Origin of the sequence: Mucisphaera sp. (genome assembly GCF_965279675.1) — a bacterium.
Lineage (GTDB): Bacteria > Planctomycetota > Phycisphaerae > Phycisphaerales > Phycisphaeraceae > Mucisphaera.
Genome location: NZ_CBDIIJ010000002.1, coordinates 1 through 18,117, shown reverse-complemented (window position 1 = coordinate 18,117; position 18,117 = coordinate 1). Strand labels below are relative to the sequence as shown.

At 59.9% G+C, this 18,117-nt stretch carries 11 protein-coding genes and 2 pseudogenes; 9 read left to right on the top strand and 4 right to left on the bottom strand.

What is annotated here, in order from left to right:
• Positions 1-289: 289 nt before the first annotated feature.
• Both ACQZAB_RS00280 and ACQZAB_RS00275 read right to left on the bottom strand, forming a co-directional pair.
• Positions 290-1,978, bottom strand: a pseudogene (locus tag ACQZAB_RS00280) (fucose isomerase).
• 77 nt (positions 1,979-2,055) lie between these two features.
• On the bottom strand, positions 2,056-3,744 hold the full coding sequence (locus tag ACQZAB_RS00275) for a ribulokinase (RefSeq protein WP_428386180.1): 1,689 nt from the start codon (positions 3,742-3,744) through the stop codon (positions 2,056-2,058).
• A gap of 190 nt (positions 3,745-3,934) precedes the next feature.
• Between ACQZAB_RS00275 and ACQZAB_RS00270 the strand changes: the two genes are divergently transcribed.
• Together ACQZAB_RS00270 and ACQZAB_RS00265 are read left to right on the top strand one after the other, a co-directional pair.
• Complete coding sequence (locus ACQZAB_RS00270) at positions 3,935-6,319, top strand: TIM-barrel domain-containing protein (RefSeq protein WP_428386179.1); 2,385 nt, start codon at positions 3,935-3,937, stop codon at positions 6,317-6,319.
• 199 nt (positions 6,320-6,518) lie between these two features.
• Positions 6,519-7,343 carry a PEP-CTERM sorting domain-containing protein gene (locus tag ACQZAB_RS00265; protein ID WP_428386178.1) on the top strand — a complete coding sequence of 275 codons (825 nt, stop codon included), beginning with the start codon at positions 6,519-6,521 and terminating at the stop codon, positions 7,341-7,343.
• Positions 7,344-7,595: 252 nt separating this feature from the next.
• Here the strand turns inward: ACQZAB_RS00265 and ACQZAB_RS00260 are convergent.
• Positions 7,596-7,826: pseudogene (locus ACQZAB_RS00260) on the bottom strand (6-carboxytetrahydropterin synthase); the annotation flags it as partial.
• Positions 7,827-8,142: 316 nt separating this feature from the next.
• Between ACQZAB_RS00260 and cysJ the strand changes: the two are divergent.
• The 3 genes from cysJ (at position 8,143) to cysH (ending at position 12,487) form a co-directional block, all read left to right on the top strand.
• Positions 8,143-9,942: an NADPH-dependent assimilatory sulfite reductase flavoprotein subunit gene (gene cysJ / locus ACQZAB_RS00255; protein WP_004151065.1), complete on the top strand. Its 1,800-nt coding sequence runs from the start codon at positions 8,143-8,145 to the stop codon at positions 9,940-9,942.
• Positions 9,942-11,654 (top strand): assimilatory sulfite reductase (NADPH) hemoprotein subunit, encoded by a 1,713-nt coding sequence (gene cysI, locus ACQZAB_RS00250; RefSeq protein WP_004900203.1) that lies wholly within the window; start codon positions 9,942-9,944, stop codon positions 11,652-11,654. The genes cysJ and cysI overlap by 1 nt, the downstream gene beginning before the upstream one ends.
• A 98-nt stretch (positions 11,655-11,752) precedes the next feature.
• Positions 11,753-12,487, top strand: coding sequence for a phosphoadenosine phosphosulfate reductase (gene cysH, locus ACQZAB_RS00245; RefSeq protein WP_002915177.1), 735 nt, complete (start codon positions 11,753-11,755; stop codon positions 12,485-12,487).
• A gap of 72 nt (positions 12,488-12,559) precedes the next feature.
• Here the strand turns inward: cysH and ACQZAB_RS00240 are convergent, their stop codons facing one another.
• Complete coding sequence (locus tag ACQZAB_RS00240; protein WP_004174643.1) at positions 12,560-13,606, bottom strand: aminopeptidase; 1,047 nt, start codon at positions 13,604-13,606, stop codon at positions 12,560-12,562.
• A gap of 246 nt (positions 13,607-13,852) precedes the next feature.
• Between ACQZAB_RS00240 and cysG the strand changes: the two genes are divergently transcribed.
• The 4 genes from cysG to cysC all read left to right on the top strand — a co-directional run.
• Complete coding sequence (cysG, locus tag ACQZAB_RS00235) at positions 13,853-15,259, top strand: siroheme synthase CysG (protein ID WP_004217556.1); 1,407 nt, start codon at positions 13,853-13,855, stop codon at positions 15,257-15,259.
• Positions 15,260-15,268: 9 nt separating this feature from the next.
• Complete coding sequence (gene cysD / locus ACQZAB_RS00230; RefSeq protein ID WP_002915160.1) at positions 15,269-16,177, top strand: sulfate adenylyltransferase subunit CysD; 909 nt, start codon at positions 15,269-15,271, stop codon at positions 16,175-16,177.
• Between the two features lie 9 nt (positions 16,178-16,186).
• Positions 16,187-17,614 (top strand): sulfate adenylyltransferase subunit CysN, encoded by a 1,428-nt coding sequence (gene cysN / locus ACQZAB_RS00225; RefSeq protein ID WP_004181094.1) that lies wholly within the window; start codon positions 16,187-16,189, stop codon positions 17,612-17,614.
• On the top strand, positions 17,614-18,117 hold a 504-nt coding region (cysC, locus tag ACQZAB_RS00220; protein ID WP_428386176.1), incomplete at its 3' end, for an adenylyl-sulfate kinase. The genes cysN and cysC, both read left to right, overlap by 1 nt.

Genomic DNA, 18,117 nt, shown 5'->3' with positions numbered 1-18,117 from the left:
ATGTTGGCTTGGCGAAAGGCAGCCCGCGTCCCTTTCAAGGAGCGGGCGCTGTCCTGAAGGGAGATACGTTCAGGCAAAACGAGGCCGCACCCACACTATGCAACCGCCCCGTCTACGCCATCCGCCTAGTCAACGATGGCCTCTTGAATAAAGACGCCGGCTGGCACGACCTCGGCCTGATGGTTCAGATCACACAAAATCTGCAGGAACAGGCACAAGGCACACGCCTCAGCGACGTACAACTCCGCCCCAGCCGCGAATGACGCCGATCAGGACAGCCTCCCCGCCCTCACAAAGCCGCCAATGCCTCACCCAACGCTCGCCCCTCACCATCCGTGCCACACAGCTGCACACGGATCCCCATCGCCTCAGCCATCGCCGCCTTAGCCGCTGCAGCTCGATCGGCCGAGGCAGCATCATCCGCGTAAACAAGCTGAATGTGGTTGCTCTGATGCCTGGCCATCATCTGGTCACGACTCACGCCGTAAGTTACCGCGTGCATGATCGGCCACTGGCTCGTCGTATTCTCCCACCGGCGCTGCGTCTCCGCCTCAGGAAGATCAATCGCCTTGCACCGCCCTAGGTCCATGTGCAACGCATCATCCTGCACATAAACCCGCGACCACACACACTCACCTGCCTTCGACACCCCTTTGATACTCCCGCCGCCTAAACGGAAGTACATAGGCGGCTGCCTCTCACTCGTCGCTCCCGCCCAGCCCTCCTCAAAATGCGTCGGCGGAACACTGCCGGAGATCTCAAACACCCACACGTACTCATCCGTGGTGCCACTACGATCCGCATCACCCCACCTCAGATCGTGCAGCGTATTGTCTGGCAACATACCCATCGCCGACCACACACGCTGCGTAATCAGCCCGTCCAGGCCCGCGCACTCATCCACTTCGTTGAAGTGAGTGATCGGCTGCCCCTCGCGAATCGGCTTCCCATCCCGACCTGTCACAGGCGGCCGAATCGAACAGTTCAGCGTCCCCTCAACCAGATCGCTCGCCGGAGCCAGATCCTTCAAACCCTGCTGATACTGAATCCCGATCGCATCGCAACCGAAAGCCTCAGCCAGTCGCACAGCCGCCACATACATCCGGCACTGATCCAGAATCTGCCCCTCCGTCAGCTCGGTCGCCTCATCGGTACCCGTCTCAAAAACCATGCCCTGACGGTCATACCAGTCCCGCACCGCCTGAGCCTCATCATCTGCCACCCGCGTCATCGCATAGTAAAGAGCCGATTGCGATAGCCGCTCCTTGTAAACCCCCGTCGGGTTAAGCAGATGATCCAGGACGATCGCATTCTACATCCCCATACACCCCTCATCAAACACACCCATAATCGCCGGATACGCCCGAAGCTCACCCGCAAGCGCACGCCCAAGCTCCAACTCCTTCTTCGGCAAAGCCTCAGCATCCAGCCGCGCTACGTGACTCAGGTCATGAACAATCCGACCGGTCTCACACCACGCCCTCAGCTTCTCCCGGAACCCAGCCTCACCGAAGTCCGCACCCCAGAGCAGCGACGCCTCACGACCCGCCTTCGTCAACGAGCCCCGAAGATTCAACGCACCCACCAGACCAGGCCACGTCCCCGACCAGTTCGCAAGAATCAGAACCTGCCCGCGATGCCGCAGCAAACCCACCAGCACATGATGGCTGTACTGCCAAACCGCCTCCGCGACCACCAGCGGCGCATCCGGATGAATCCCCGCAAACACCTCCCGCCCATGCTTCTGACTGCTGATGAACCCGTGCACACCCTCAGCCGTTGACACCTCGCCATGAGCACGCTCAACCCGCCAACCCAGCGCTTCAAAAGCAGCCCTCGCCTCCGCCTCCAGCGCCTGCTGCGCCGGCCAGCACGTCACGTTCGCAGAGTCACGCAGGTCGCCACTAGCGATCATCACCACCGTCTTGGGCGGAACAGCCGCCAACGACGCCGGCCTCGGTACACGGTAATCAGTCATGTTCTTCTGCAGCGACCAAAAGAAGCCACGCTCAAAAAATCCCAGTAAGACAACTCAATTAGCTTGAAGACAAACAGTCACGACCCCCACGAACGCCTCGCCCGATCACGAATCGAAATCAACGATTTCATCACCGACCCCAACTCAGCCTTCTCGCTGACGCCGCCAAACGCATCGTGCAGCCTCAGGTACAGGCCATACAACGCGCGATACGCAGCCACACGCTCAGAATCCGGCTCGTAAACCACATCCTTCGTACCCGTCATCGCAGCCACCGCCGCGTCAGTATCAGCGTGCGCCCCACCCACCACCGCTCCAAAAACCGCCGCCCCCAACGCACAGGCCTGACCCGACCGCGCAATCCGAATCGGACGATTCAGCACATCCGCATAGATCTGCATCGCCATCGCATTCTTCTCCGCGATCCCGCCACACATCACCACGGCCTCCACCGCAACACCATGAGCCTCAATCCGCTCGATGATCGCCAGCGACCCGAAAGCCGTCGCCTCAATCAACGCCCGGTACATCTCAGCCGCCGTCGTGTGCAACGTCTGACCCACCATCAGACCCGACAGCAGAGGATCAACCAGCACCGTCCGATTCCCGTTGTTCCAATCCAGCGCCAGCAGACCGGACTCGCCAGGCAGCAAACCCTCCGACGCTGCCGTCAACCGCTCATGAGCATCCGAGCCCCCCGGCCCCAGATGCTTCACGAACCAGTTGAACAAATCCCCAACCGCCGACTGACCCGCCTCAATCCCGTAAGCCCCAGGCAGCACCGACTCCGGCACAATCCCGCAAACCCCAGGAATATCCGCAAGCGCTTCCGACATCGAAGCCGTCATGATGTCGCACGTGCTCGTCCCGATGATCTTCACCATCGTCCCCGCCTTCACACCCGAACCCACCGCGCCGTGATGCGCATCCAGCGCACCGATCGCCACCGGCAACTCAGCCCGCAGCCTCAAACGCTCCGCAAACGACGCCTTCAAACCACCCGCCACCTCACTCGATGGCCTCGGCGTCGCCCCATACCGCTCACGGTACCGCGACAAGCCAGGCGAGAGCGCATCCAAAAACGCCGCCGACGGCAGCCCGCCCCATCGCTCATGAAACATCGCCTTGTGCCCCGCCGCACAGATCCCACGCGCCATCGTGTCCGGGTCCGTCCGGCCCGTCAGATACCCCGGCACAAAATCCGCAAACTCCACCCAGCCGTAAGCCGCCTCCGCCACCTCAGGCGACGTCCGCTCGCAGCGAAGAATCTTCGACCAGTACCACTCCGAGGAATACGTCCCCCCACAAAGCGCCAGATAAGGCTCGCCCCGCTCCATCGCCAACGCCGTGATCTCCGCCGCCTCGGCATGCGACGTGTGATCCTTCCAGAGCCAGCACTGAGCCGCCAAATCATCCCGCCACACAGCATCCAGCGCCAAAGGCATCCCCGAACGATCCACCGGAATCGGACTCGAACCCGTCGCATCCACGCCAATCCCAACCACCCGGTCCCGCGAAAAACCAGAGATCGAATCCGCAGCCGCAAGCGCCTCACCCACAGCCTCAAAAAAACCGTCGATGTAATCTTGCGGATGCTGCCGCGCAAGATTCGGATCCGAAGCATCCAACAGAATCCCCGCCTCACCCGTGGGGTAATTGAACACCGCCGTCGCAAGCTCCTCGCCCGTACCCGTATCAACCACCAGCGCCCGCACACTGTTGGTCCCGTAATCAACACCAAGGCTGTAAGCAGACGTCTCGGTCAACGCAAGACTCCGTGAAACGAAAAGAACAATCCGTAATCTACGCCATACACGCACACCCCTCAGAGGCTCCCACGCTCACCCCCGGGAATCCTCCACACATCAATCCCATGATCCGCCCACCCCGCCTGCCGGAAACTCGCAGGGATGCTATACCTACAAAGCCCAAGACAACCACCCACACGAGACCAGCATGTACTTCAACAAGTGCCACCAACCCGAGAACTTCGCCTTCCCCGAACGCCGCCAACCAGCCAAAGACCGCTTCCAGATCGGCAAGGATCAGTTCAGGATCCGCTGGCAGCACCTCGGCGAAAGCGTGCACCGCCTCGACATCACCAACCGACGCTGGGCACCACAACACAGCCAGGCCGAACTCGAACCCAAAGCCTTCGACCGCTCACAACCATCCGAAGCCACCTTCGACAACCGAAACGGAATCACCCTTAACGCCCCCAACGGCAAGCCACTCCTCGCCTCCTACCCCGGCCGCAGCTTCGGCGTCTCCGGCCAGGCCTGGATCATGCAGTTCAGCTTCGATCCACGCATGCGCTTCTACGGCATGGGCGAAAAAACCCTCGGCCTCGAACTCTCCGAAAAACACACTAAGTTCTGGAACACCGACGTCTGGGCCGACTTCAACATGGCCCAGGTCGTACACGGCTCACCCGACCCCATGTACCTCTCCATCCCCTACATGATCGTCCAGCAGGGGGGTAACTACGCCGGCATCCTCGTCAACAACCCCTACGCCGTCTTCATGTCCACCAACCCCAGAGTACGCATCGCTGACCAGAACGATGCCGACGCCGAAGCCGACGACACCCGCTTCTTCATCGGCTCGCCCGACGGCGTCCCAGAAGTCTACTTCCTCACCGGACCCACCCTCCCCGAACTCACCCGCAAACTCCAGCGACTCGTCGGCACCACACCCACCCCGCCCCTCTGGTCACTCGGCCACCACCAGTGCCGATGGGGCTACGCCAGCTACAAAGACCTCGACCACCTCGACCAGAACTTCCGCAAACACAAAATCCCCAACGACGGACTCTGGCTCGATATCGACTACATGCGCGGCTACCGCGTCTTCACCTTCAACAGCAAACACTGGCCCAAAGCCGAAAAGCAGATCCGCAACATCCACGACCGCGGCCAACGCGTCGTCCCCATCCTCGATCCAGGCGTCAAACGCGATCCCGACTACGACGTCTACCAGTCCGGCAAAAAACACGACATCTTCTGCCACAACCCGGCAGGCGGCGAATATGTCGGCTTCGTCTGGCCCGGCACCACCGTCTTCCCCGACTACTCCATCCCGCAAGCCCGCGACTGGTGGAGCAACTGGGTCGACAAAGCCACCGCAGGACTCGGCATCGAAGGTGCCTGGATCGACATGAACGACCCCTCCACCGGACTCTCCGAAAACGGCGAGATGCTCTTCAACCAGGGCAAGATCGAACACGCCGCCTACCACAACCAATACGCCCTCGGCATGGCCAAAGCCACCTTCGACGGCTTCCTCGCCAACCGACCCGACCAACGGCCCTTCATCCTCACCCGCAGCGGCTTCACCTCCATCAACCGCTACGCCGCAGCATGGACAGGCGACAACTTCAGCAACTGGCACCACCTCAAAACCGCCATCCCCACCAGCCTCAACCTCGCCCTCTCCGGCCTCCCCTTCAACGGACCCGACGTCCCCGGCTTCGGCGGCGACGCCACACCCGAACTCGCCGTCGCCTGGTACAAGGCAGGTTGCCTCTTCCCCGTCCTCCGCAACCACACCGTCAAGGGAACCAAAGACCAGGAACCGTGGGCATTCGGCGGCAAGACCCTCCGCACCATCCGCCGATACATACGCCTCCGCTACAAACTCCTCCCATACCTCTACAACCTCTTCGTCGAGCATGAACAAACCGGTGAAGCCATCCTCCGACCCCTCTTCTACGACCACAGAAGCACACGCTCCCTCCCACTCGATCGCATCGACGACCAGTTCTCCATCGGACCCACCATCATGCAGGCACCCCTGCTCAACGAAAACCAAACCAGCCGCCAGGTCGTCCTGCCCGCAGGCAACTGGTTCGATGCCCAAACCGGCAAATGGCTCAAAGGCAACCGACGCCTCACCACCAAACCACAACCCGAAGCTACACCGCTCTATATCCGCGACGGCGCCATCATCCCCGTGCGCCCCGGCCAGCCCAGAGACAACCACACCCCACTCAACGAGATCGAACTCCATCTCTTCTTCAGCCCGAAAAACACCAAGTCCGCGACCTACACCTACCACGCCGATGACGGACTCAGCTATGCCTACCGCGACGGCAAACGAACCTCACTGACCTTCACCGTCCGCCAGAAAAACGGCCGCTCGCACATCCAGGCCACGCCCCAGGCAACCGGCTTCGGCCCCATCCGGGTCCGCTTCATCTGGTACACAAAAGCCCGCCAGATCACCCTCTCAACCGCCGGCAGCACCACTCAGACCCAAACCATCGACCTCAAACCTACCAGCTGGGACATGCTCGGCAGCAAACTGCAGGCTTCGCAAAGCCCCTTCATATCAATAACTTAGGCGTAATCGCCCGCCAGCCGGTGCAACCGGAATCCGATGGCCCGCCACTTCTTCCCGAGAAACCGCTTGACGAATTAAATATAGCAATTAAGCTATCTTTATCGAGGTGGCACCCGCAACCACGTCACCGTCTCACAGGTTCTTCTCAGCAAGAGTCATCGATTCCAACACGCCTCAGGCACAGCACCGGAGAACAGACATGAACACCCGCCTCGCAGCATCCACCGCCCTGACCGCCGCTTTGCTCGCAACCGCACACAGCGCCAAAGCCGACACCCTCCTCTCAGACTTCACTGACTTCAACCTCACCGGCACATACGCCTCCTGGCTCCTCCCCAGCGCCAACATCACCTCCGGACCCGATGACTACACCGTCGAAGCCATAGGATTTGGCGGCGGATTCTTCGACATCAGTCCCAACATCGACGCAACCGGCGAAACCACACTCGAACTCGATGTCACCATCAACGCAGCCGACCCCATCGCCGGACTAGGCGTCCTGGCCATCCTCGTCGATGAAGACATCACCCAGCAGAACTACGGCCAGCCCGCCGGTGAATTCACCGGATGGTTCGGCCTCCTCCCCGGCGAAAGCTATACGCTCTCCGTCAGCGTCGACGACTTCTTCACTGTCTCCAACCCCGGTGCTACCTCAGGCCTCGACCTCTCCGACCTCAGCTTCTTCCATCTCCAGATCGACTCAGGCGGCAGCTTCCTGCCCTATAGCGTTACCTTCGACGAAATACGGCTCGTCGGCGGCGTCGTCACCGAATTCCCAGGCGACGCCAATGGCGACCTGGTCGTCGACCTCATCGATCTCTCTATCCTCGCAACCAACTTCGGCACCACCGGCACCGCCACCTTCGCAGACGGCGACTTCAATGGCGACACCGCCGTCGACCTGATCGACCTTTCCATCCTCGCCACCAACTTCGGTGCCACCGCGCCCGTCCCCGAACCCACCGCCGCCACGCTCCTCGGACTCGGCATCGCGACCCTCGCCGCGCGACGCCGAAAAGCCTGACCCACAAGCCTCCGCGGAGTGCAGCCGATGCGTGTATCACCAATCACACTGATCCTGGCGATCAGCCTCTTGGCTGCCACCTCCGCTTTCGCCACCAAAACCAACCCCACACGCCTCTACATGCACTACATGCCCTGGTTCGAGTCGCCCGAAACCCTCGGCAACGGACAATGGGGCTGGCACTGGGAAATGAACACCCGCGATCCCGACGTCATCCTCCCCAACGGCCAGCGACAGATCGCTTCCCACTACTATATCGTTCAGATAATAGTGGTCGAGGCGATCGTATGTCGGCTTAAAGGCGGCCTTCAGCTCGGCAAAATCCATGATCCACCCGGTATGGGGAGCGACTTCACCGGTGATCTCCAGACGCACCATAAAGGAGTGGCCATGCAGGCGACCGCATTTGTGTCCTTCCGGGACGTGCGGCAGGTTGTGGGCGGCTTCGAAGGTGAAATCTTTAAACAGCGTGGTGGACATCATTGACTCTCAACAGGACGAAAAAAACCGCCGTAGGGTACCGGAAAGTACATTTTTTCGCATTAACTAAAACGGCCGTGAACAGAAAATGGACATGTTTATCTGCTTTATTTGAGTTAATCTCTTATATTTCAATTGCTTATTTAATCGATTTTGTTGTTAATAACTACAACTAAAACAGGTTAGTCCATTTGGTTATTTATTATTTCCATCCCTTCTTTAATTGTTACTATGCCCGCCGTTAACCTTCTATTCTCTTCTGTTTTTGTCGCGCTGACAGGGTGCGAATAACAGCTTTGCTTACTGGAACAAACGACGCATGACGACACAGGCCCCACCTTCCAACTTGCTACCGCTCAACCCGGAGCAACTGGCGCGCCTTCAGGCGGCCACCACTGACTTCACGCCCACTCAGCTCGCCTGGGTATCTGGCTATTTCTGGGGCGTGCTGAATCAGCAGTCCGGCGCGGCGGTAGCCGCCCCCGCCCCGGCCGCCGAGGTACCGACGATCACGCTGATTTCCGCCTCGCAAACCGGCAACGCCCGCCGCGTCGCCGAAGCGCTGCGTGACGATCTGCTGGCGGCGAAGCTGAACGTGAAGCTGGTGAATGCAGGCGATTATAAATTCAAACAAATTGCTGCGGAAAAACTGCTGGTGGTTGTAACGTCCACCCAGGGGGAAGGAGAGCCGCCGGAAGAAGCGGTCGCATTGCATAAGTTCCTGTTCTCTAAGAAAGCGCCGAAGCTGGACGGGACCGCGTTCGCCGTCTTTGGTCTCGGCGATACCTCTTATGAATTTTTCTGTCAGTCCGGCAAAGATTTCGACAACAAGCTGGCCGAGCTCGGCGCGGAACGTCTGCTCGATCGCGTTGATGCCGACGTTGAATATCAGGCCGCGGCCGCTGAATGGCGCGCGCGCGTGGTTGAGGCGCTGAAGGCCCGTGCGCCGGTCGCTGCGCCCGCTCAGCTGGCCACCAGCGGCGCGGTGAACGATATTCACACCAGCCCATATACCAAAGAAGCGCCCCTGACGGCGACCCTGTCGGTCAATCAGAAAATCACCGGCCGCAATTCAGAAAAAGATGTGCGCCATATCGAAATAGACCTCGGTGATTCCGGTCTGCGCTATCAGCCGGGCGACGCCCTGGGCGTCTGGTACCAGAACGATCCTCAGCTGGTGAAAGAGCTGGTGGAGCTGCTGTGGCTGAAAGGCGACGAGCCGGTGACCGTTGAGGGCAAAACTCTGCCGCTGTCGGAAGCCCTGCAGTGGCATTTTGAGCTGACGGTTAACACCGCGACTATCGTTGAAAACTACGCCACCCTGACGCGCAGCGAATCGCTGCTGCCGCTGGTGGGCGATAAAGCTCAGTTGCAGCAGTATGCCGCCGCGACGCCGATCGTCGATATGGTCCGTTTCTCTCCGGCGCAGCTGGACGCCGAGGCGTTAATCGGTCTGCTGCGTCCGCTGACGCCGCGCCTGTACTCCATTGCTTCCTCACAGGCGGAAGTGGAGAGCGAGGTGCATGTCACCGTGGGCGTGGTGCGCTATGAAATTGAAGGCCGCGCCCGGGCTGGCGGCGCCTCCAGCTTCCTCGCCGACCGCGTGGAAGAGGATGGCGAAGTCCGTGTCTTTATCGAACACAACGACAACTTCCGTCTGCCAGCCAACCCGGAGACCCCGGTGATCATGATTGGCCCGGGCACCGGTATTGCGCCGTTCCGCGCCTTTATGCAGCAGCGCGCTGCGGACGGAGCGCAAGGCAAGAACTGGTTGTTCTTCGGCAACCCGCACTTCACCGAAGATTTCCTCTATCAGGTGGAGTGGCAGAGCTATGTGAAGGAAGGTCTGCTGACCCGTATCGATCTGGCCTGGTCCCGCGATCAACAACAAAAAATCTATGTGCAGGACAAACTGCGCGAGCAGGGGGCCGAGCTGTGGCGCTGGATCAATGACGGCGCCCACATTTATGTCTGCGGGGACGCCAATCGTATGGCGAAGGACGTGGAAAACACCTTACTGGAAGTGATTGCCGAATACGGCGCGATGGACGCCGAAGCGGCGGACGAATTTTTAAGTGAGCTGCGCGTTGAGCGCCGTTATCAGCGAGATGTCTACTAATGAGCGAAAAACATCCGGGGCCTTTAGTGGTCGAAGGTAAACTGAGCGATGCCGAGCGCATGAAGCTTGAGAGCAACTACCTGCGCGGCACCATTGCGGAAGATTTAAACGACGGTCTGACCGGCGGTTTTAAAGGCGATAACTTCCTGCTGATCCGTTTCCACGGCATGTACCAGCAGGACGATCGCGATATCCGCGCGGAGCGCGCCGCCCAGAAGCTGGAGCCGCGTCATGCGATGCTGCTCCGCTGCCGTCTGCCGGGTGGGGTGATCACCACCACCCAGTGGAAGGCGATCGATAAGTTTGCCGCTGAGAACACCATTTACGGCAGTATTCGCCTGACCAACCGGCAGACCTTTCAGTTCCACGGCATTCTGAAAAAGAACGTCAAGCCGGTGCATCAGATGCTGCACTCGGTGGGGCTGGACGCGCTGGCCACCGCCAACGATATGAACCGTAACGTGCTGTGCACCTCCAACCCGTACGAGTCGCAGCTGCACGCTGAGGCCTACGAGTGGGCGAAAAAGATCTCCGAGCATCTGCTGCCGCGTACCCGCGCTTATGCCGAGATCTGGCTGGATCAGAAAAAGGTCGCCACTACCGACGAAGAGCCGATCCTCGGCCAGACCTATCTGCCGCGTAAGTTTAAAACCACGGTGGTGATCCCGCCGCAGAACGATATCGATCTGCACGCCAACGACATGAACTTCGTGGCGATCGCCGAAAACGGCAAGCTGGTGGGCTTTAACCTGCTGGTGGGCGGCGGTCTCTCTATCGAACATGGTAACAAAAAAACCTACGCCCGCACGGCGAGCGAATTCGGTTATCTGCCGCTGGAGCATACTCTGGCGGTGGCGGAAGCGGTTGTGACCACCCAGCGCGACTGGGGCAACCGTACCGACCGTAAGAATGCGAAAACCAAGTACACCCTTGAGCGCGTCGGTGTCGAAACCTTCAAAGCGGAAGTGGAGCGCCGGGCAGGCATTAAGTTTGAGCCGATCCGCCCGTACGAATTTACCGGCCGCGGCGATCGCATCGGCTGGGTGAAGGGGATTGATGATAAGTGGCACCTGACGCTGTTTATTGAAAACGGCCGCATTCTCGATTATCCGGGGCGTCCGCTGAAGACTGGCCTGCTGGAGATTGCTAAGATCCATCAAGGCGAATTCCGCATCACCGCTAACCAAAACCTGATTGTCGCCAGCGTACCGGAAGATCAGAAGGCGCGGATCGAGAAGCTCGCGCGGGATCATGGCCTGATGAATGCCGTCACCCCGCAGCGCGAAAACTCGATGGCCTGCGTCTCCTTCCCGACCTGCCCGCTGGCGATGGCGGAAGCCGAGCGTTTCCTGCCGTCGTTTATCGACAAGGTGGAAGGGGTGATGAGCAAGCACGGCGTGAGCGATGAGCATATCGTCACCCGCGTCACCGGCTGCCCGAACGGCTGCGGCCGCGCGATGCTGGCGGAAGTGGGACTGGTGGGCAAAGCGCCGGGCCGCTATAACCTGCACATCGGTGGTAACCGCAACGGCACCCGCATCCCGCGGATGTACCGTGAGAATATTACCGAGTCGGAAATTCTCGACTCGCTAGACGAACTGGTAGGGCGCTGGGCGAAAGAGCGCGAAGCGGGTGAAGGCTTCGGCGATTTTACGGTGCGTGCGGGCATCATTCGCCCGGTGCTCGACCCAGCCCGCGATTTCTGGGAATAACATCCTGGTGCCCGGTGGCGCGTAGCGATCCGGGCCAGCGAAACCCGTAGGCCGGACGAACGCAGTGTCGTCCGGCAAAACAGGCAAACGAGGTTCATATGTCCGTACTCGATCTAAACGCGCTTAATGCATTGCCGAAAGTGGAACGCATTCTGGCACTCGCGGAAACCAACGCCCAACTGGAAAAGCTTGACGCCGAAGGGCGTGTGGCGTGGGCGCTGGAAAATCTGCCGGGAAACTATGTGCTGTCGTCGAGCTTTGGCATTCAGGCGGCGGTAAGTTTGCATCTGGTGAATCAGATCCGCCCGGACATTCCGGTGATCCTCACCGATACCGGCTACCTGTTCCCGGAAACCTATCAGTTTATTGACGAGCTGACGGACAAGCTCAAGCTGAACCTGAAGGTCTACCGCGCGGCTGAAAGCGCAGCCTGGCAGGAGGCGCGCTACGGCAAGCTGTGGGAGCAGGGCGTTGAGGGCATTGAGAAATACAATGAGATCAACAAGGTTGAGCCGATGAACCGGGCGCTGAAAGAGCTCAACGCGCAGACGTGGTTTGCCGGTCTGCGCCGCGAGCAGTCGGGCAGCCGGGCTACGCTTCCGGTGCTGGCGGTCCAGCGCGGGGTGTTCAAGGTGCTACCGATTATCGACTGGGATAACCGCACGGTGTATCAGTACCTGCAAAAGCACGGGCTGAAGTACCACCCGCTGTGGGATCAGGGCTATCTCTCGGTAGGCGATACCCACACCACCCGCAAGTGGGAGCCGGGCATGGCAGAAGAAGAGACCCGGTTCTTCGGGCTTAAACGCGAGTGCGGATTGCACGAGGGTTAAGCTGTTAGCTCTTCCTCTGAGTGATAATTCAAAAAGAACACGCGGGCGATACCGCGCGTTCTTTTGTGCGTATTAGCTTTTCTTCTCCACTTTCGCCAGCTCTTTCACCAGCGGCAGCATGACTTTCACTACCTCGCGTCCGCGGTGTTCGATGCGCCCCGGCAGCGCGTGGTCGATATACTGCTGATTATCCAGCTGGACGTCATGCCAACTGGTTCCCTGCGGGAAACTGGCCGATTTGCTCCGCTGCTGATAGCCATCTTTTTTGCCGAGTGACCAGTTAGTCGCCTCGACCGACAGCACCGGGATCCCGGCGTTGTCGAAGACGCTGGCGTCATTGCAGCAGCTGGTGCCTTTCGGATAAGCCGGGTTGAGTCCCGGGTTGGTGTAGGCGGCGATGCCCTTGCTGCGAGCGATAGCCAGCGCGCGATCGCGGGTCAGCTTGCGCACCGAGGCCGGCGTGCTGCGGCCGCTGTTGAAGTAAAGCTTATCGCCCACCACCAGATTATCGAGATTGATCACCAGCAGGGTATTTTTCTTTTCCGCTTCGCTCATCCGCTGCAGCAGGTTTTGCGCGCCGAGACGGCCTTCCTCTTCACCGCTGGTGGCGATAAAGCGGATGCCATAGCGGGTAGGGACGTTCTTTAAATGCTCCGCCAGCTCCAGCAACACGCCAAGTCCCATCGCGTTGTCGTCGATGCCCTGCAGCGTCAGGCCGCCGAGGTTGTTCTCCACGTCTTTATCGCTCTGCGGCGCATAGGTGTCGAGGTGTGCCATGATAATAATCTGCTGGCGCACTTTACCTTCATGGGCGGCGATCACCGTACTGCCGGTGGCGTTATGCCAGTTCTTGCGCTGATTGCTGTCGGTATAGATATAGCGGGTATTGAAGCTTCGCACGTCGCTCTGATACCCCATCAGGGCGAACTGCTGGCGCAGATAGTCAGCTGAGAGCATTTCCGGCGGCGTTCCGGTCATTCGTCCCGGGAAGACGGTGGCGATATGGCGGGCCTGGCTACTGGCGGTGTCGCCCAGCGCGCTGAATGCGGGGGCGGCGGCAAAAACAAAACCGGTGCCGAGCGCCAGCGGAAGCAGACGGCGGCACAACGCGGAAAACATAAGGGGTCCTTACACGAACAAGACAATTTGACGCGTACAGTATGAAACTGTGACCGCGGTTAAACAATTTCAATTGCTCTTAAATAGCGGAAAAATAGCGCGTTAAGCACTTTTTGATATTTGTATTTCCGCCGCGTTATTCCTTTGTGTCACAACTCATTCCATTTCGTAATTTCATTTGCTCTAAGGCGCACCCTATAGTCGCAGTATCGCTGAATGTAAGAGAGTTGTTGCACCGTGGATTACTTGCCCCTTTTTGCCGAACTGAAACAAAGGCCCGTGCTGGTGATCGGCGGCGGCGAGATTGCTGAACGTAAGATCAAGTTCTTGCTGCGCGCCCAGGCGCAGGTGCAGGTGGTCGCTGAAACGCTGTCACCGGCGCTGGCCGATCTGGCTGCGCGCCAGGCACTCAGCTGGCGGGCGACGGAATTCAGCGACTCGCTGGTGGATGATGTCTTTCTGGTGATTGCGGCCACCGAGGATGAGGCGCTTAACCAGCGGGTATTTGCGGCAGCTAACGCGCGCTACCGGTTGGTCAACGTGGTGGATAACCAGGCGCTGTGCTCGTTTGTTTTCCCTTCTATCGTCGACCGTTCGCCGCTGCTGGTGGCGATCTCCTCCAGCGGTAAAGCGCCGGTGTTGTCGCGCATTCTGCGTGAAAAAATCGAAGCGCTGCTGCCGACGAATCTCGGTCGGCTGGCGGAATCAGCAAGCTACTGGCGCAACCATCTGAAAACCCGCCTGACGACTACCGAAGCGCGTCGCCGCTTCTGGGAGCGCGTCTTTACCGGCCGCTTCGCCAGCCTGATGGTGGCGGGCAACTCTGCGGAGGCGGAAAAGGCGCTGCAGGATGAGCTGGATAAGCCCGAACGTGAGACGGGAGAAATTATTCTGGTCGGCGCCGGGCCGGGCGATGCCGGGCTGCTGACCCTTCGCGGTCTGCAGGCGATCCAGCAGGCGGACGTGGTTTTCCACGATCATCTGGTGACTCAGCCGGTTCTCGAGCTGGTGCGCCGCGATGCCGAGCTGATCTGCGTTGGCAAACGCGCCGGCGAGCATTCGGTGCCGCAGCATGAAACCAATCAGCTGCTGGTGGAGGCGGCGAAGGCGGGGAAAACCGTCGTGCGCCTGAAGGGCGGCGATCCGTTTATTTTTGGCCGCGGCGCAGAAGAGCTGCAGGCTGCCGCCGAGGCGGGGATCCCGTTCCAGGTGGTGCCGGGCGTCACCGCAGCCGCCGGAGCGACGGCCTACGCCGGTATTCCGCTGACCCATCGCGATTATGCGCAAAGCGCCGTCTTTGTCACCGGCCACTATAAGCCGGACAGCGCCCCCTTCGACTGGTCGCTGCTGGCGAAGAGCCAACAAACGCTGGCGATCTACATGGGCACCATGAAGGCAGCGGAAATCAGCGCCCAGCTGATCGCCCACGGTCGCGACAGCGACACGCCGGTGGCGGTGATTTCCCGTGGCACCCGTGACGATCAGCAGACGATAACCGGCACATTGCAACAACTCGAACACCTGGCGAAAGACGCCCCGATGCCCGCCCTGCTGGTGGTAGGCGAAGTGGTGCAGCTGCATCAGCAGCTCGCCTGGTTTCAACATACATCATCCGCCGAGGGGTTTAACGCTTCGGTGGTCAATCTGGCTTAAGGAACGGTTATGGACCAAAAACGACTCACTCACCTGCGGCAACTGGAGGCGGAAAGCATCCATATTATTCGTGAGGTGGCCGCCGAATTTTCTAACCCGGTAATGATGTACTCCATCGGGAAAGATTCCAGCGTAATGCTGCATCTGGCGCGCAAAGCGTTTTATCCGGGAACCCTGCCGTTCCCGCTGCTGCACGTCGATACCGGCTGGAAATTCCGTGAGATGTATGAGTTCCGCGACCGGACCGCTAAAGCCTACGGCTGTGAATTGCTGGTGCATAAAAACCCGGAAGGGGTGGCGATGGGCATCAACCCGTTTGTCCACGGCAGCGCCAAGCATACCGATATCATGAAAACCGAAGGGCTGAAGCAGGCGCTGAACAAATACGGCTTTGACGCCGCGTTCGGCGGCGCGCGTCGCGACGAAGAGAAATCCCGCGCGAAAGAGCGCATCTACTCCTTCCGCGACCGCTTCCACCGCTGGGACCCGAAAAATCAGCGTCCGGAGCTGTGGCACAACTACAACGGCCAGATTAACAAAGGCGAAAGCATCCGCGTCTTCCCGCTCTCCAACTGGACCGAGCTGGATATCTGGCAGTACATCTATCTGGAAAATATTGAAATCGTGCCGCTGTATCTGGCCGCTGAGCGCCCGGTGCTGGAGCGCGACGGTATGCTGATGATGATCGATGACGACCGTATCGATCTGCAGCCGGGCGAGGTGATTGAAAAACGGATGGTGCGTTTCCGTACCCTCGGCTGCTGGCCGCTGACCGGCGCGGTGGAGTCTGAAGCGCAGACGCTACCCGAAATTATTGAAGAGATGCTGGTATCGACCACCAGCGAACGTCAGGGGCGCGTCATTGACCGCGACCAGGCCGGCTCGATGGAGCTGAAGAAACGTCAGGGGTATTTCTAAGGAGCCGCCATGAACACGACCATTGCCCAACAAATTGCCAACGAAGGCGGCGTAGAAGCTTACCTGCACGCGCAACAGCACAAGAGCCTGCTGCGTTTTTTGACCTGCGGCAGCGTCGATGACGGCAAAAGCACCTTAATTGGCCGCCTGCTGCACGATACGCGCCAGATCTATGAAGACCAGCTCTCTTCGCTGCACAACGACAGCAAGCGTCACGGCACCCAGGGCGAAAAACTGGACCTGGCGCTGTTGGTGGACGGCCTGCAGGCTGAGCGCGAGCAGGGCATCACCATCGACGTGGCCTATCGCTACTTCTCGACCGAAAAGCGCAAATTTATCATCGCCGACACCCCGGGGCACGAGCAGTACACGCGTAATATGGCCACTGGGGCGTCCACCTGCGACCTGGCGATCCTGCTGATCGATGCGCGCAAGGGGGTGCTCGACCAGACCCGCCGTCACAGCTTCATCTCGACGCTGCTGGGCATTAAACACCTGGTAGTGGCGGTCAACAAAATGGATCTCGTCGAGTTTAGCGAAGCGCGCTTCAACGAGATCCGGGAAGATTATCTGACCTTTGCCGAGCAGCTGCCGGGCAACCTTGATATCCGCTTTGTGCCGTTGTCGGCGCTGGAAGGCGATAATGTCGCCAGCCAGAGCGCGAATATGCCGTGGTACAGTGGCCCGACGCTGCTGGAGGTCCTCGAAACCGTGGAGATCCAGCGGGTGGTCGAGAGCCAGCCGCTGCGCTTCCCGGTGCAGTATGTTAACCGTCCGAACCTTGATTTCCGCGGCTTCTCCGGCACAGTCGCCTCCGGTACCGTGCAGGTTGGCCAGCGTCTGAAGGTGCTGCCGTCGGGCGTCGAATCGAGCGTGGCGCGTATCGTCACCTTCGACGGCGACCTGCAGGAAGCCGCCGCCGGCGAAGCCATTACCCTTGTGCTGAAAGATGAAATCGACATCAGTCGCGGCGACCTGCTGGTTGACGCGCAAGCCTCGCTGCCGGCGGTACAGAGCGCCAGCATCGACGTGGTGTGGATGGCCGAACAGCCGCTGACCCCGGGCCAGAGCTACGACATCAAAATCGCCGGCAAGAAGACCCGCGCTCGCGTCGACGCTATCCGCTACCAGGTCGATATTAACAACCTGACCCAGCGTGAAGTCGAGTCTCTGCCGCTGAACGGCATCGGCCTGGTGGAGCTGACCTTTGACGAACCTTTAGTGCTGGATCCGTATCAGCAAAACCCGGTGACCGGCGGGCTTATCTTTATCGATCGCCTGACCAACGTCACCGTCGGCGCCGGGATGGTCAACGAGCCGCACCTGCAGGCATCGACTTCGGCATCACAGTACAGCGCCTTCGAGCTGGAGCTGAACCAGCTGATCCGTAAACATTTCCCGCACTGGGACGCCCGCGACCTGCTGGGAGGCAAATAATGGCCCAGCATGACGAAAACGTCGTCTGGCATGCCCACCCTGTGACCCAACAGCAGCGGGAACAGCATCACGGCCATCGCGGCGTGGTGCTGTGGTTTACCGGCCTTTCGGGGTCGGGTAAATCCACCGTCGCCGGGGCGCTGGAGGAGGCCCTGCATGAGCGCGGCGTCAGCACCTATCTGCTGGACGGTGACAACGTGCGCCATGGCCTGTGCAGCGACCTGGGATTCAGCGATGAGGATCGCAAAGAGAACATTCGCCGCGTCGGCGAAGTGGCCAGGCTGATGGTCGATGCCGGGCTGGTGGTATTGACGGCATTTATATCTCCGCACCGTGCGGAACGGCAGATGGTGCGCGAGCGCCTCGGGGAAGGACGCTTTATCGAAGTGTTCGTCGATACCCCGCTGGCCATCTGCGAGGCGCGGGATCCGAAAGGATTGTATAAGAAAGCGCGGGCAGGGGAATTACGCAATTTCACCGGTATAGACTCGGTCTATGAGGCA